The sequence below is a fragment of the Paenibacillus sp. J22P51 genome, assembly GCF_059692215.1.
Map to the genome: position 1 here is coordinate 308248 of NZ_JCAUAZ010000003.1, position 15624 is coordinate 323871.

Sequence of the window (15624 nt, forward strand, 5' to 3'; positions counted from 1 at the left end):
TGGAATGAAAGGTGCCTTGAAAATTGCCATTATTGGTGGAGGTTCATCCTATACACCAGAAATCGTGGAAGGTTTTATTAAGAGTTACGAGCAGCTTCCTGTCAAAGAGCTTTGGTTTGTTGACGTTGAAGCGGGTAAACATAAACTGGAAATCGTCGGTAATCTTGCGAAAAGAATGATCGAAAAATCAGGCTTGCCAATCGAGGTATACTTAACCTTAGATCGCCGAGAAGCGATTAAAGATGCAGACTTCGTAAGTACACAAATGCGTGTGGGCTTACTAGAGGCTCGCAAATGGGATGAGCATATCCCGAATAAATATGGTGTGATTGGTCAAGAAACGACGGGGCCAGGCGGCATGATGAAAGCGCTCAGGACGATTCCTGTGCTATTGGATATTTGCAAGGACATTGAAGAATTAAGTCCAAATGCATGGCTTTTAAATTTTACGAATCCAGCCGGCATGGTAACTGAGGCGATTCATAAGCATTCGCATGTGAAAAGCATCGGACTATGTAATGCACCAATCGGTTTGCACAAATGGTTGATGAACAAATATAACGTTGATCAGAAACAGATTTATACCGAGTTCGTGGGATTAAATCATCTTCATTGGGTTACTCGAGCTGAGATTGACGGTGAGGATAAATTAAGTGAACTATTGGATAAAAGAGAAGAATACAGCGGTAAAAATGTTCCCGCTAGCGAGTGGGATGCCGATTTCCTGCGCTCACTTGAAGCGCTACCTTCCTACTATTTAAAGTACTTTTATATGACGGATGTCATGCTCGAGGAACAGCTAGCTTCGATGAAAGAAAACGGAACACGAGCTGAAGTGGTTAAACGCGTCGAAGACGAGCTATTCAAACTTTATCAGGACCCAGATTTACAAGAGAAGCCGAAGCAATTAGAGAAGCGCGGCGGCGCTTATTATTCGGAAGCAGCTGTGAATTTGATGATCTCACTATATAATGATCGCCGCGATATCCAAACGCTGAATGTTAGTAACAATGGGATCCTTGATTTCCTGCCAAACGATGCTTGCATCGAGGTCAACTGCGTCGTAACAGGTCAGGGTCCTGTACCTATGGGATTAACCAAGGTGCCAGAGCATGTGAAGGGGCTTATCCATGCGGTCAAAACCTACGAGCGTTTGACGATTGAAGCGGCTGTCAAGGGGAGTCGTGACCTTGTTCTTCAGGCACTTGTTCATCATCCGCTAGTACCGTCTGTTTCCGTTGCCAAAACGTTGATGAATGAGATGCTGGAACAGAATCGTCCATATTTACCTGCTTTTTTCAAAGAATAATACGTGAAGACTCCCTGAGAAGGGAGGTTTTTTGTGCTGTAAAAAGACTATTGTTAACGTGTGCATAGATGTGATATGCTTCAGATAGAGGTGAAGGTATGAGCGCAACCATTAAGGATATTGCGAAGCTCGCGGGTGTATCCCACACGACAGTTTCCAGAGCGCTGAATAACAGTCCGCTCATCCAAGAGGAGACCAAGGAGCGCATTCGCATCATCGCTGAAGAATTGGATTACACGCCGAATTATAATGCGAAGAGTTTAGTACTGGATCGTTCGTATAACTTGGGGCTATTCTTTACCACACTAAGCAATGGAACTTCTGCGGGCTTCTTTTACGAAGCTATTCGTGGAGTCAACTCAGTGATTCGAGATCGTTACCAGTTGATTGTCAAAGGCATTGATGATTACACTAGCTTTCATTCCATTACAAAGAAAAGCTTTGATGGCATTATCATTGTCAGCCAAAGTGACGACGACCAACCGATCATTGAGCACATTGCGAACAAAGGGATTCCGCTCGTCGTATTGAATCGACCTGTGGATACCGCTGGTGTTCTGAATGTGCTTTCTGATGAAGAGCAAGGTGCTTTTCATGCAGGCACCTTCCTGGTGAATCAAGGGCATAAGAAAATTGCTCTAATCGAAGGTCGCAAAGGCTTCAAATCCGCACAAAATCGGAAGGATGGCTTCGAACGAGCCATGGGGCATTATGGAATCACAGTTCCACCTGCCTATCGCATGCCAGGATTGTATGATTTAGAAAGCGGCCATAAGGCGATGCAGAGCTTCCTGAAGCTCTCGGAGAGACCAACAGCTGTTTTTTGCTGCAACGATGAGATGGCATTGGGAGCCATTAAAGCTGTGTTTGAAGCTGGTTTACAAGTTCCTAAAGACATTTCTGTCGTTGGCTTCGATGATACCGTTTTCGCAGCGTATGTAACTCCAGCATTAACGACCGTACGACGGCCGATTGAACAAATTAGCAAAGAAGGCGCTCTGCGTCTCTTAGGTAATATAGAAAACAAATTAAATGCAACGGAGCAATTGCTCTTGCGAACAGAGCTCATAGTTCGGGAATCTGTGCAACCATTACAAGCGTAAGGAAAGTGGGAGAAGTCGAATGAGTATTCTAAGAGAATTGTTAAATGATATTCCGATTCCGCAAATGGTCAAAATTCGCCAGAAGTTTGACCGTACGATCTTGGAAAATCCCTTGAAGGAGCTCGCAGATAAGCTCGAAAGCAGCGGCGTTATGCCAAGCATCCTTCCAGGACAGCAAGTAGCTGTTGCTGTAGGAAGCAGAGGGATTGCGAATATCGCAGGCTTCACGAAGACAACCTTAGATGCGATCAAGGCAAGAGGTGCACATCCTTTTATCGTACCTTGTATGGGCAGCCATGGCGGGGCAACAGCGGAAGGACAAACTGAGGTACTTCAGCACTTTGGCATTACAGAAGAAACCATGGGAGCACCGATTCGTTCTTCGATGGACGTGGTTAAAATTGATCAACTGCCGAATGGATTGCCAGTTTATGTGGATCGCATCGCGTCGGAAGCGGATGCTATTGTCGTGATCAACCGCGTTAAGCCGCATACTGCATTCCGCGGGCGCATAGAGAGCGGCATCATGAAGATGATCGCGATCGGTCTTGGCAAGCAAAAAGGTGCAGAAGCATGTCATCAACTTGGCTTTAAATACATGGCAGAGAATGTCCCTGCAATGGCGAATTTGATGATTGAGAAGCTGCCAATCGTTTTCGGAGTAGCACTTGTTGAGAATGCATATGACGAGACCTGTCAGGTCGAGGTACTGCCTGCAGCCGAAATTGAAGCGCGTGAGGAGCTTCTACTCGTTGAAGCAAAGTCACGGTTGCCGAAAATTTTATTCGATGAAATCGATGTGCTTGTAATTGATTATATCGGTAAAAATATTAGCGGTGACGGCATGGATCCCAACGTAACGGGACGTTACCCTACTCCGTATGCACATGGCGGGCCAGAAGTGTCGAAGATGGTTGTCCTCGATTTGACACATGAAACCAAAGGTAACGCTAATGGTGTGGGTACGGCTGATTTCACGACACAACGACTTGTTGATAAGACAAACCTAGAATTCACTTATGCCAACGGATTAACGTCAACGGTGTGTGCACCTACGAAAATTGCTACGACCTTAGAGAATGATTTCTATGCGATCAAAGCAGCAGTGAAGACTTGTAATATCTTAGATTATACGACTTGTAAGCTTGTGCGCATCCAAGACACACTTCACCTTGGTGAAATTGAAATTTCGGTGAACCTTCTCGAAGCTGCTCGTCAGCATCCGGATATTGAGATTTTATCAGAGCCATTTGAGTTATCATTCGATGCAGAGGGGAATATTTGCAAATGACGGAAAGTCAGAAGCCATATATCATAGCAGCCGATATTGGTACAACGAGCACCAAAACGCTAGTCATTGATCGCGACGGACGCGTGCTTGCTTCCCATTCCATTGAGTATCCGTTATTCACACCTGCCGCAGATCGTGCAGAGCAAGATCCGGAACAAATATTTGATGCTGTCGTGCAGGGAATTGGCGCAGTCGTTCGCAAGCAAGGCATTACGTCTGAACAAGTGCTATGCGTGTCCTTCAGCTCCGCGATGCACAGCCTAATTGCCGTAGATGAGCACAATAAGCCGCTAACGCAATGTATTACATGGGCGGATAATCGTAGCAGCCAGTATGCGGAGGATTTGAAGCGCAGCGGACTTGGACAACAGATTTATGCGAGAACAGGCACGCCGATTCATCCCATGTCGCCACTTCTGAAGCTGAAGTGGTTCGGGGAACACGAACCAGAGCTTGTACGAAATACCCATAAATTTATTGGGATAAAAGAATATGTATTTGCCAAGTTATTTGGTCAGTATCTGATTGACCATTCACTGGCGAGCGCGACAGGCTTATTCAATCTGGAGCAATTGGATTGGGACGCAGGTGCACTCGACTATGCCGGCGTAACACCGAAGCAGTTATCGACGCTTGTACCAACAACGCATCGTGTAGAAGGTCTAAGCTCTGCCTATGCTGCTGCGATGGGCTTGTCCTCGGACACGCCGTTTATTGTCGGCGCTTCCGATGGTGTCCTTGCCAATCTCGGCGTAGGTGCCTTCGAGCCAGGCGTCGTCGCGGTCACTATCGGCACGAGCGGTGCTGTTCGCAGCGTCGTGGACAAGCCGCAAACGGACCCCGAAGGGAAATTATTCTGTTACGCGTTAACAGAAAACTTCTGGGTCGTTGGTGGACCGATCAACAACGGCGGCATCGTATTCCGTTGGGTGCGAGATCAGATTGCGACTGCAGAAGCTGAGGAAGCACGCCGCATGGGCTTGGATCCTTATGATCACCTGACGGCACTTGCGGCTGAAGTGGGAGCAGGCTCCGATGGATTGCTCTTCCTGCCTTTGCTATCCGGTGAACGAGCTCCGTATTGGAATGCTAATGCGCGTGGTGTGTACTTCGGGCTCTCGCTCAGCCATCAGAAAAAGCATATGATTCGTGCTGCCTTAGAAGGTGTCATGTTTTCCATTCAAGCCGTTGCCACATCGTTGGAACGGATGATGGGACCTGCAACGGTCATTCGCGCATCCGGCGGCTTCGCTCGTTCCGAGTTCTGGCGTCAAATGATGACCGATATGCTCGGTACGGCAGTTACCGTTCCAGACTCCATTGAGAGCTCGGGAATTGGCGCAGCATTGCTTGGTTTACTCGCTATGGGAGAGATCGAAGACTTATCACATGCACATAAATGGATTCAAGTAGGCAAGGCTCACGAGGTGAATGAAAACAATTATCGCGTTTATCAACAATTGACATCTATTTATACGAGCGTATATCATCAGTTAAAAGATCAATTCGACGCGATCACTGCTTTTCAAAATCAGCACCTACGGAGTCCTCAATCATAATTCAATGCTTGCCAAGCAACATTAATCGAGAGGATGACGACAATGAATTTATTCGATCTTACTGGGAAAACAGCAGTTATTATTGGCGGTAATAGTACACTTGGTGGTTCCATGGCATTAGCCTTGGCTGGACATGGCGCTAAAGTAGCCATCGTTGGACGTAATCAAGAGAAAAGCGATCAGGTTCGCGAGAGCATTGCTGCAATCGGCGGCGAAGCACAGACCTTCCAAGCGGATGCAACCAAACGTGAAGATTTAGAGCAAGTTTTGCAGGATGTTATTGCTTGGTCGGGCAGTGCGGATATTCTTATGAATTGTCCAGGTAAAAATAGTGCGACACCTTTCTTTGACATTTCCATGGAAGAATGGGATTCTATTATGGAGGTAAATTTGAAGAGTGTCGTGTTAGCTTGCCAAGTGTTCGGGAAATACATGGTTGAACGCGGTGAAGGCGGAAGCATTATTAATATTTCATCCGTTTCCTCTGACCCACCACTTTCTCGTGTATTCACTTACTCCGCTTCCAAAGCAGCTGTGAATAATATCACACAGAACCTAGCTCGTGAGTTCGCTCCGAGTCGCGTGCGTGTGAACGCAATTATTCCTGGCTTTTTCCCAGCAGAGCAGAATCGTAAGATTTTGTCGCCTGAACGAATCGAATCCATTATGCGTCATACGCCAATGAATCGATTTGGTGAAGCTGCCGAGCTTCAAGGTGCTGCGGTGTACCTGGCTTCAGAGAAAGCTTCGAGCTTTGTGACAGGCACAGTTTTGAGAGTAGATGGCGGTTTTGGCGCGATGACGATTTAACTATTTATATATCGGAAGGGTGTATGAGAGACATGTCTAAGCAACAAATAGGTGTTGTAGGTTTAGCAGTAATGGGGAAAAACTTAGCATTAAACATTGAAAGCAGAGGCTTTACGGTATCCGTATTCAACCGTTCTGCTGAGAAAACGAAGGAGCTTCTTCAAGAAGCACCTGGTAAACAACTTGTTGGTACATACACTGTTGAAGAATTCGTTCAATCCCTTGAAGTGCCGCGCAAAATTTTGATCATGGTCAAAGCAGGCGGACCTACTGACGATACAATCAACCAATTGCTTCCGCATTTGGATAAAGGTGATATTTTGATCGATGGAGGAAATGCATTCTTCCCTGACACACAACGCCGAAACAAAGAGTTAGAAGCACACGGTATTCGTTTCGTTGGAACAGGTGTTTCCGGCGGTGAAGAAGGCGCGCTTAAAGGACCTGCTATCATGCCAGGCGGCCAAGAAGACGCTTATAAATTGGTAGAGCCTATTCTTACAGCTATTTCTGCCAAAGTTGGCGAAGATGCTTGTTGTACGTATATCGGACCAGATGGTGCGGGCCACTATGTAAAAATGGTGCATAACGGCATTGAGTACGGAGATATGCAGTTGATTTGCGAAGCTTACCAATTGCTGAAGGATGTATTGAATGTAAGCACAGAAGAACTTCATGAGATCTTCACAGAGTGGAATAATGGTGAGCTGGACAGCTACCTAATCGAAATCACGCGCGATATCTTCACGAAATATGACGCAGAAACAGGCAAACCAATGGTTGACGTGATTCTGGATTCCGCAGGACAAAAGGGAACAGGAAAATGGACCAGTCAAAGTGCTCTGGACCTTGGCGTGCCGCTTTCCATCATCACAGAATCCGTATTCTCCCGTTTCATCTCTGCGATGAAGGAAGAACGCGTAGCGGCGAGCAAAGTACTCAAAGGACCTGATGCTCCAGCATTTACAGGGGATCGCAAAGCATTTATCGAGGCTGTTCGTCAAGCTCTTTATGCAAGCAAAATTTGTTCGTATGCACAAGGCTTTGCTCAAATGAGAGCAGCTTCTGAGGAATATAATTGGGATTTGAAATACGGCAGCATCGCGATGATTTTCCGCGGCGGCTGTATCATCCGTGCTCGCTTCCTTCAAAATATCAAGGATGCGTACGATCGCAATCCAGAATTGAAAAACCTGTTGCTTGATTCCTACTTCACAGGTGTAGTTGATAACTACCAACAATCATGGAGACAAGTGATCGCAGAAGCAGTTACTCGCGGTATCGCGGTACCTTCCTTCGCATCTGCACTTGCTTACTATGACAGCTACCGCACAGAAAGATTGCCGGCTAACCTGTTGCAGGCGCAACGTGATTACTTCGGTGCTCATACGTTCAAACGTGTGGACAAAGAAGGATCCTTCCACTACAACTGGATGGGGAACGAGTAGGAACAGGTGTTAAGCCTCTTCTTGTAAGCCGTAGGCGGCTTCTCGAAGCCACATTTTCAGTCGGTCAGCCTCTTGATCGAAGCCATTCCGCCTATGGATGAGCATGAGGGAGACCTCGGCAAAATAACGGAAGTTTCTCAATAATCGTGGTTGAGTGAGACCTTGCATCAGCGGGTCTTCTTCAGCCACTTTTTTCTTAATAAATTCTAGAATCCAGACGACATCCTCTTTGCATAGCGTATAGCTTGGGTGCAAAATCTGCTCCAATTTGCGTTGTGTGCGATTCGTAAAGGCGACAGTTTGGTTCAAAACAGTAGGGTTCAAAGCTCCATCTCTCCTTGTCGGCATGGTCTCTCTAAAATCTTAACTGTTTGTGCTAGAATTTATTCACACTACTATATGATTTTTCGGTGGATTGTATTCATGTTGGAAGTGCTATGGTATGATGTTGGGAAAGTTTGTATGACTAGCATATGAGAAAAGGGGATTTGTGTGACAGTAAGAAATATAGTGCTTGTAGGATTCATGGGAACTGGGAAATCAACTGTAGGCAGGAAGCTTGCAGAGCGTTTAGGATGGCATTTTTGTGACTCTGACGCCGTGCTGGAAGAAGTTCAACAGACAAGTATTTCCGAGTTATTTCGGAATCATGGTGAAGCTCACTTTCGCGCGCTGGAAACAGAGACATTGACACGTATATTAGAGAGTGAAGGACAAGTAGTTGCAACAGGAGGCGGTGCAGTACTCGCTGCGTTTAATCGAGCGTGCATGCTGCAGCATGGCTTTGTCGTCGCTTTGAGTGCAACAGCAGAGACGATAATCCAGCGTGTAAGTGCAGATACCAATCGGCCTTTGCTGCAAGGTAATTTGGAAGAACGCGTACATACCCTTATGGAACAACGGAAGCATGCCTATGATTTCGCGCATCTAACCATAGATACGACGGAACTATCTGAGGATCACATTGCAGATCGCATCATTCAGCAAGCTGGTCTCCACTAGGGCGGGAAGACAAGCTTTGCAGCTTAGTCCTCCCACTCGAGCATGCCGCCGATCATGTTTTTGAGCCCTTTATAGCCATTAGCTTCTAAATAGCCTAGTGCACGTCCGCTGCGATTTCCACTGCGACAAACCAGAATGACCTCGTCGACTTGAGGGATCTCACTTAGACGGTCAGGCAATTGGCCTAATGGAATATGCATTGCGCCTTGAATCATGCCTTCAGCTACTTCATCATCTTCGCGAACGTCGATAAGCGTCAATTTCTCACCTTGGGCAAGTCTTGCTTTGATCTCGGATGGTAGAATTGTATCCATACTTAGGCCTCCATGGTTGTGATATCGGAAGAAGTCTCCTTACTTAGTATGATAGAAATATAACGCATGGATGTCAAACGAAGCGTTGCTTTATCTAGCTTTTTCTCGATTAACCTGCAATGGAAGTAGGTTTCCAAGTTAGATTTCGTATGGTACACTGTCAATAAATCTTTGGATCTCTATCATCCTAATGATGTTTGTTTTCTGACGTTCATCATGCCGGATATACATATAAACTACTTGCGAAGGAGTTATCAATCGACATGAAAGCCATCGTAAAACCAACCTCCCATCTACAAGGAGAAATTAATGCGTTATCCTCTAAGAATTACACAACTCGCTACTTGCTAATCGGTGCTCTAGCGAATGGGACAAGCACAATCTATTATCCAGCTCATAGTGAAGATAGTGATGCCATGAGACGCTGTGTGCGAGATCTTGGCGCCATTATAGAAGAAGATGATGAGAAAATTGTGATTACAGGCTTTGGTAAGAACCCTAAGCATGTGTCTGAACTGAACGTTGGCAATGCCGGAGCTGTTCTTCGCTTTTTGATGTCCACGGCTGCTTTTTGCCCGGATGTGACATTCGTTAATACGTATCCAGAATCCTTGGGTAAACGTCCTCATGATGATTTAATCGATACTTTGCAGCAAATGGGTGTGGAGGTACAACATAATAATGGCCGTTTGCCGATAACGATTAAAGGAGGACAACCTCGTGGCGGTAAAATTACCGTTTCGGGTAATGTGAGCTCCCAGTTCTTGAGTTCCCTGTTGTTTATGACTCCTTTACTTGAAGAAGACAGTGAAATTGAAGTTCTGCATGATTTGAAATCCAAAATTATTGTTGGTCAAACCTTGGAAGTATTGGCGCAGGCAGGAATCGTCGTTCACGCCAGTGAAGATTTAATGCACTACCGTATTCCAGGCAGACAATCATACGAAGCCAAGGAATATGTGATCCAAGGCGACTACCCAGGCTCGGCAGCTATTCTAGCTGCCGCTGCGGTTACAAACTCGGATGTGCGTGTGCTTCGTTTAGAAGAGAACAGCAAGCAGGGTGAGAAGGCTTGTGTGGATGTTCTGAAAGCCATGGGTGTTCATCTTACGCATGACAATGGTGTTGTTCATGTTCGTGGGAATCAACGTCTTGTTGCTGGAGAATTTGATGGTGATCATTTTACAGATGCAGTACTTGCGATGGTTGCAGCGGCTGTGTTTGCGGAAGGGACTTCACGTTTCTACAATGTTGAAAACCTGCGGTATAAAGAGTGTGATCGTATCACAGATTATTTGAATGAGCTTCGTAAAGCTGGAGCTGATGTAGAAGAGCGTCAGAGTGAAATTATCGTTCATGGGAAGCCACAAGGTGTTGAAGGCGGCGTTGAAATTAATGCGCACTTCGATCATCGCGTTATTATGGCATTGACTGTGGTTGGATTACGCTCTGAGAAAGGTTTAACGATTCGAGATGCCCATCATGTGGCCAAGTCTTATCCACAATATTTCGACCACTTGCGCTCGATCGGCGCACAGGTTGAGCTTGTGAGCGAGTCTTAGAATCTCAATTACAATGAATGGGTGAGTCAGCATGAGGATTATTTGGCAAGGATTGAAGGTGACGTTTGGATTATTTCTCGTAGCAGGTCTTACATTTGCTAGCAGCATATTTGCTGTCTTGCTTTATGCAAAGGCGACGGGGAAAGAGCCAGCTTTATTCGTGTCTAGTCCAGTAGTCTTAGCAGTTGATAAACCCGCCGCAACGACGAAGGTCACTGTGAAGCCGACACCTTCGCCCACGCATGCACCAATAAAATCTGCGATTCTGGATGTCCCCATCTTCGAACAGCTGCCTGAATTGCCCGCAGGCTGTGAGATTACAAGTCTCACGATGCTGCTGCATTTCTACGGGGTGAACAAAACGAAGATGGAGCTCGTCGCAGAAATGCCAAGAGATCGTACACCTGCATCGCTTAACGCAGACGGATCTATCGGGTATTGGGGCAATCCGAATACGGGATTTGTGGGGGATGTTTTCCGGAAGCAAAGAGGATTCGGTATCTACTCGGCTGGATTGTTTCCACTGCTGAAGAACTATATCCCGCAAGCGATTGATATTACAGGCGAAGCTTTTGAACTGTATGAGCAGCAAGTCGCGTATGGTATACCTGTTATTGTTTGGACGACGATTGATTATAATCAACCTTACAAATGGGTAACCTGGGATACACCCATCGGTCCACTAAAAACGACGTATTCAGAGCATGCCGTTGTACTTGTTGGCTTTGATGAAACCAATGTGTACCTAAACGACCCGTTGAGTGGGAAAAAGCAAGTGCAAGTCAACAAAGCCCAGTTTGTTGACAGTTGGACAGCTATGGGCAAACAAGGTCTAACCTACTTGAATAAATAGGAGAGCGATCCATATGACATTTGAAAATCCGTCCAGAGAACACATCAAGGAACTGCTTGCTAATGCGGGGAATATTGCAGTAGTCGGCTTATCGGATAAACCAGATCGTACATCTTATATGGTTTCAGCAGCCATGCAAAGTAGAGGTTACCGCATAATTCCTGTTAATCCGAATGCCGATGAAATTCTAGGCGAGAAATGCTATGCCTCTTTATCTGATATCCCTGAGCCTGTTGATATCGTAAACGTGTTTCGTCGTGCTGAGACAGTTGTGCCTGTGGCCGAAGAAGCTGTTAAGATTGGTGCAAAGGTATTCTGGCTGCAATTAGACATTGTGAATGAAGAAGCTGGACGAATTGCAAGTGAAGCAGGCTTAGAGGTTATTATGGACCGTTGCATCAAAGTGGAAGATGCCATTCTGAATCCTCGAAACAACTAATCTTGGATGACGCATAAATCAAATAAAACCGCTAGTCGATAGCCTTTGCAGGAGATCGATTAGCGGTTTTCTCATAAGTTGGAATATAAACTTTCAGCACATCATTATGAAATGGGGTACAAGTAAAGTATGACTGTTGCTTTGTAACTTAGTCAACTTTTACGTTTACTGTGTAGTAATACCCAAATAGGATAGGCATTTTGCGTATTTTTTTTGACAAAAGTACGAACAAGCTTTACGATTTAATAAGAGAATCTAATGATTAAGAGGGAGATACTCATCGAATTTGCTAAGGAGGTAGCATTCGTTTGAACTGGATGGGGAACTTACAACAGCTTGGCCGCTCCTTAATGCTGCCTACCATTGCGCTTCCTATTGCTGCTGTGCTGCTTTGTCTAGGGGATTTACCTTGGGATGGCATACATGCTTCAAGTTTTGGAGATATGCTGTCATTGGCTGGAAATACAATCTTTGATTACATACCAATTATCTTCGCTGTCGGTGTGGCATTGGGCTTAACAGAAAGTGCTGGCATAGCTGGTTTATCTGCGATGCTAGGGTATTTTATGTTTACCCGACTTATTGAGCATGGGCTAGGCCCGCAATTTCAATTAGGCGTATCTGGCGGGATCTTGATTGGCTTACTAGCCGCGATCATCTATCACCGGTGTAAGGAGATTAAGCTCCCGGAGTACATACAATTTTTCGGTGGCCCCCGTATGGTGCCGCTTGTCATGGGACTTTCAACGCTCATCGTGTCGTATATCATGATCGCGATTGGTCCTTATTTAGAGACGGTAATGGGTAAAATTTCAAGTGGCTTACTGGGTTTAGGAGGCTTCGGTGCATTCATCTATGGCATTGCGCATCGCCTGTTGGTTCCTTCTGGTTTGCATCATATTTTAAATAATTTCTTTTGGTTTCAAGTTGGGGCTTACGAGACACCATCTGGACAATACGCCTACGGCGATTTACCCCGATTTTTCGCAGGTGATCCTACAGCAGGCATGTATATGTCAGGCTTGTACCCAATTATGATGTTTGCTTTGCCAGCCATTGCTTTCGCGATCATCGGAGAAGCAAGGGAAGATTTAAAGCCGAAAATCAAGGCTACATTCTTAACAGCTGCATTGGCTTCATTTTTAACTGGTGTGACAGAGCCGATTGAATTTGCATTTCTATTTGTGGCTCCCTATTTGTTTGTTATCCATGCGCTCCTATCGGGCGTAGCTATGTGGATTTCCTATGAGTTGAATATCCACCATGGATTCTCCTATTCAGCTGGGGCAATTGACTATATTATTAATTTGCACTTGTCACACAATGGCTTATTGTTGATTCCAATTGGGCTTGTCTATGGTTTACTTTATTATTTCTTATTCCGATGGGCAATTCAGAAGTTTCGAATTCCTACACCTGGTAGGGAAGAAGGCTCATCCTTAGAAGAATGGGCTGGAGACATTCCGTATCGTTCTCCGTTAATTTTGCAGGCACTTGGTGGGAAAGACAATATTAAGAAGATTGAGGCCTGTATTACCCGATTGCGACTTACACTTGTCAATGATCGTTTGATGGACATCACGGCATTACGACACTTAGGAGCAGCAGGCGTCATACGTCTTGGAGGAGGCAATGTTCAAGTCGTGTTTGGAACATTTTCAGAGCTTATACGTGAAGAAATCATGAAAGTTTTACGCAAAGATATTCATGTTGTTTTGTTTACTTCACCTATGCAGGGGCGAATGATTCCGATCGAGGAAGTGCCCGATCGTATCTTTGCTTCGCGTCTAGTCGGTAATGGTGTTGCTTTTATTCCTGATAAGGGAGAGTTGGTTTCACCCGTTGCAGGTACAATCATGCACATTTACCCAACTATGCATGCGCTAGGAATTTTGACGGATGAAGGCCTTGAAGTTCTGCTGCACATCGGAATCGATACGTCCAGCTTACCAGGGAAGTGCTTTAATGCGGTGGTGAAGGAAGGCGATCGCGTGGAAGCAGGCCAGCTGCTAGTGAAGTTTAATTATAACAAAGTGAAGAAATTCGCTTCTTCCTTAGCAACACCAATGATTATTACGAATCCTGATGTTGTGAAATCATGGAGCTTTGCTCCGTTTAAACCAGTAAAGAAAGGCCAAGGCTCTGTTATGTCCGTAGTCCTTAAGCCAACTAAATCCGAGGGGGGGACGAACGGATGATAAGAGGTGTTGGTGCATCAGCGGGTATCGCCATGGGGCAGGCTTTTGTTATCCCCACTTGGGAATGGGATTTTCCAGAGAAAATGATTGATGTGACGGATTTAGCTTATGAATTCGAACGATTATATGATGGCATTCGGCATTCTAAAGATGAGCTAGAGCTAATCAAGCAAGAGATCAAAGAAGTGGTTGGGCAAGAACAAGCTTATATTTTCGATGCGCATTTGGCGATTTTGGAAGATCCCATTTTCATGAATGAAATTCAAGGTATTATTGAGTTGCAATACAAAGCCGCAGAAGTAGCGGTAAAAGAAGTCATTGATAAATTTGTAGGCATGTTTAATTTAATTGATGATGAATACATGAAAGAACGTGCGCTGGACATTAAAGATGTCGGTAATCGCCTCTTGAAGCATTTATTAGGGGATACAAGCACAACAGTGCCTCCCATTGACCATCCTTACATTCTTGTTGCTAAGGAGCTTACTCCATCACAGCTTGCTCATTTGGACCCTACGAATGTGCTGGGACTTTTGACAATTCTGGGAGGCACGCACTCGCACGTTTCGATCATGGCCAGAGCGATGTCTGTTCCTTATGTGCTTGGTCTAGAAGGGAAGCTTCTGCGTCCTATTCAAAATGGCGATTTCCTGATTATTGATGGACAAGAAGGTACCTTGTATATTAACCCAGACAAGACGACAATTGAGCGATACCAGGCACGTAAGAAAAATTGGTTGGAGTTCAAAGAAAGTCTGCAAGAAATTGCTGATGTAGCTCCATTGACATTAGATAAGAGCTTTGTGAATCTGCATGCGAATATTAATTCTGTCATGGAAATTGATCAAGTGCTACGAAATGGTGCCTCAGGTGTGGGGCTGTTCCGTACGGAATACCTGTACATGGATCGAGATTCCTTACCTAGTGAAGATGAGCAATTCGAGGTCTATCGACACGCGGCGATGCAGCTTAAAGGGCGCCCCATTGTCATCCGCACATTGGATATTGGCGGTGATAAGAAGCTCGATTACATGCCGCTTGCCAAAGAAGATAATCCATTTCTGGGATATCGGGCGATTCGTATTTCTTTGGATCGTACGGATCTATTTATGACGCAGCTAAGAGCAATCTTAAGAGCTAGTCATTATGGTAATGTAAAGATTATGTATCCAATGGTGACGTCTGTTGATGAGGTACGTCAAGCGAAAGCACATTTAGAAAGAGCGAAGCTGGAGCTAAGCAGTCTTGGTGTCCCTTTTAATGCCAATATTGAGGTTGGACTTACGATTGAGGTTCCAGCTGCGGCCATAATTGCTGATGTACTTGCAAGCGAAGTGAATTTCATGAGTATTGGTACGAATGATCTCGTCCAATACGTATTAGCTGTGGATCGAATGAACGAGAATATCGCGCACTTATATAATCCCTATCATCCGGCCGTTATTCGATTGCTCAAGCTAGTGATTGACGCAGGTAAGCGTGTCGGCATTCCAGTCGGCGTATGCGGGGAAATGGCGGGAGATATCCGAGCTCTGCCAATCTGGCTAGGACTAGGCATAGAAGAGCTGAGCATATCCGTTCAGACGCTCTTGCAGGTTAAGCACCGCTTGCTTACCAGTGATGCCGCGACATGCAAAGCATTAGTAGATCGCATTTTAGTATGCAGAACCAGTGATGAAATCTTGGAGCTGCTTGCTCAAACTGAACAAACGGAATCCATTGTAGGAGGTAATTAA

General features: G+C 45.4%; 14 protein-coding genes. 12 read left to right on the plus strand and 2 right to left on the minus strand.

Features of this window, described 5'->3' with window-relative positions:
- The first annotated feature begins 4 nt into the window (after window positions 1-4).
- The 6 genes from AC58QC_RS09600 (at window position 5) to gnd (ending at window position 7520) form a co-directional block, all read left to right on the plus strand.
- Window positions 5-1309: a 6-phospho-beta-glucosidase gene (locus AC58QC_RS09600; RefSeq protein WP_497415167.1), complete on the plus strand. Its 1305-nt coding sequence runs from the start codon at window positions 5-7 to the stop codon at window positions 1307-1309.
- 98 nt (window positions 1310-1407) lie between these two features.
- Window positions 1408-2412, plus strand: coding sequence for a LacI family DNA-binding transcriptional regulator (locus AC58QC_RS09605; RefSeq protein WP_497414945.1), 1005 nt, complete (start codon window positions 1408-1410; stop codon window positions 2410-2412).
- Between the two features lie 19 nt (window positions 2413-2431).
- Window positions 2432-3703 (plus strand): nickel pincer cofactor-dependent isomerase, group 22, encoded by a 1272-nt coding sequence (locus AC58QC_RS09610; RefSeq protein ID WP_497414946.1) that lies wholly within the window; start codon window positions 2432-2434, stop codon window positions 3701-3703.
- Complete coding sequence (gene gntK / locus AC58QC_RS09615) at window positions 3700-5262, plus strand: gluconokinase (protein ID WP_497414947.1); 1563 nt, start codon at window positions 3700-3702, stop codon at window positions 5260-5262. The genes AC58QC_RS09610 and gntK overlap by 4 nt, the downstream gene beginning before the upstream one ends.
- A gap of 42 nt (window positions 5263-5304) precedes the next feature.
- On the plus strand, window positions 5305-6072 hold the full coding sequence (locus tag AC58QC_RS09620; RefSeq protein ID WP_497414948.1) for an SDR family oxidoreductase: 768 nt from the start codon (window positions 5305-5307) through the stop codon (window positions 6070-6072).
- Between the two features lie 32 nt (window positions 6073-6104).
- Window positions 6105-7520 carry an NADP-dependent phosphogluconate dehydrogenase gene (gene gnd / locus AC58QC_RS09625; protein WP_497414949.1) on the plus strand — a complete coding sequence of 472 codons (1416 nt, stop codon included), beginning with the start codon at window positions 6105-6107 and terminating at the stop codon, window positions 7518-7520.
- A gap of 9 nt (window positions 7521-7529) precedes the next feature.
- Here the strand turns inward: gnd and AC58QC_RS09630 are convergent, their stop codons facing one another.
- Window positions 7530-7844, minus strand: a complete 315-nt coding sequence (locus AC58QC_RS09630; protein ID WP_497414950.1) for a hypothetical protein — start codon at window positions 7842-7844, stop codon at window positions 7530-7532.
- A gap of 168 nt (window positions 7845-8012) precedes the next feature.
- On the opposite strand from AC58QC_RS09630, the gene AC58QC_RS09635 reads away from it, so the two are divergent.
- Window positions 8013-8522 (plus strand): shikimate kinase, encoded by a 510-nt coding sequence (locus AC58QC_RS09635; RefSeq protein WP_497414951.1) that lies wholly within the window; start codon window positions 8013-8015, stop codon window positions 8520-8522.
- 23 nt (window positions 8523-8545) lie between these two features.
- On the opposite strand, the gene AC58QC_RS09640 is transcribed toward AC58QC_RS09635, so the two are convergent.
- Entirely contained in the window at window positions 8546-8836 is a 291-nt protein-coding gene (locus AC58QC_RS09640) for a rhodanese-like domain-containing protein (protein WP_497414952.1), read from the minus strand.
- A 263-nt stretch (window positions 8837-9099) separates the two neighbouring features.
- Here AC58QC_RS09640 and aroA point away from each other — a divergent pair, with 263 nt between their 5' ends.
- The 5 genes from aroA (at window position 9100) to ptsP (ending at window position 15624) form a co-directional block, all read left to right on the plus strand.
- Window positions 9100-10398, plus strand: a complete 1299-nt coding sequence (gene aroA / locus AC58QC_RS09645; protein WP_497414953.1) for a 3-phosphoshikimate 1-carboxyvinyltransferase — start codon at window positions 9100-9102, stop codon at window positions 10396-10398.
- Between the two features lie 31 nt (window positions 10399-10429).
- A complete protein-coding gene (locus AC58QC_RS09650) occupies window positions 10430-11251 on the plus strand; it encodes a C39 family peptidase (RefSeq protein ID WP_497414954.1) in 822 nt (273 codons plus the stop codon).
- Between the two features lie 13 nt (window positions 11252-11264).
- Window positions 11265-11690, plus strand: coding sequence for a CoA-binding protein (locus AC58QC_RS09655; RefSeq protein ID WP_497414955.1), 426 nt, complete (start codon window positions 11265-11267; stop codon window positions 11688-11690).
- A 308-nt stretch (window positions 11691-11998) separates the two neighbouring features.
- On the plus strand, window positions 11999-13888 hold the full coding sequence (locus AC58QC_RS09660; RefSeq protein WP_497414956.1) for a glucose PTS transporter subunit IIA: 1890 nt from the start codon (window positions 11999-12001) through the stop codon (window positions 13886-13888).
- Window positions 13885-15624, plus strand: coding sequence for a phosphoenolpyruvate--protein phosphotransferase (gene ptsP / locus AC58QC_RS09665; protein WP_497414957.1), 1740 nt, complete (start codon window positions 13885-13887; stop codon window positions 15622-15624). Before AC58QC_RS09660 ends, ptsP begins: the two co-directional genes overlap by 4 nt.

Bases quoted from the DNA above. Each gene is read 5' to 3' on its own strand.
- AC58QC_RS09605 (WP_497414945.1), top strand. From the start codon at position 1,408: ATGAGCGCAACCATTAAGGATATTGCGAAGCTCGCGGGTGTATCCCAC.
- AC58QC_RS09640 (WP_497414952.1), bottom strand. From the start codon at position 8,836: ATGGATACAATTCTACCATCCGAGATCAAAGCAAGACTTGCCCAAGGT.
- ptsP (WP_497414957.1), top strand. From the start codon at position 13,885: ATGATAAGAGGTGTTGGTGCATCAGCGGGTATCGCCATGGGGCAGGCT.
- AC58QC_RS09655 (WP_497414955.1), top strand. From the start codon at position 11,265: ATGACATTTGAAAATCCGTCCAGAGAACACATCAAGGAACTGCTTGCT.
- gnd (WP_497414949.1), top strand. From the start codon at position 6,105: ATGTCTAAGCAACAAATAGGTGTTGTAGGTTTAGCAGTAATGGGGAAA.
- AC58QC_RS09610 (WP_497414946.1), top strand. From the start codon at position 2,432: ATGAGTATTCTAAGAGAATTGTTAAATGATATTCCGATTCCGCAAATG.
- gntK (WP_497414947.1), top strand. From the start codon at position 3,700: ATGACGGAAAGTCAGAAGCCATATATCATAGCAGCCGATATTGGTACA.
- AC58QC_RS09620 (WP_497414948.1), top strand. From the start codon at position 5,305: ATGAATTTATTCGATCTTACTGGGAAAACAGCAGTTATTATTGGCGGT.
- AC58QC_RS09600 (WP_497415167.1), top strand. From the start codon at position 5: ATGAAAGGTGCCTTGAAAATTGCCATTATTGGTGGAGGTTCATCCTAT.
- aroA (WP_497414953.1), top strand. From the start codon at position 9,100: ATGAAAGCCATCGTAAAACCAACCTCCCATCTACAAGGAGAAATTAAT.
- AC58QC_RS09650 (WP_497414954.1), top strand. From the start codon at position 10,430: ATGAGGATTATTTGGCAAGGATTGAAGGTGACGTTTGGATTATTTCTC.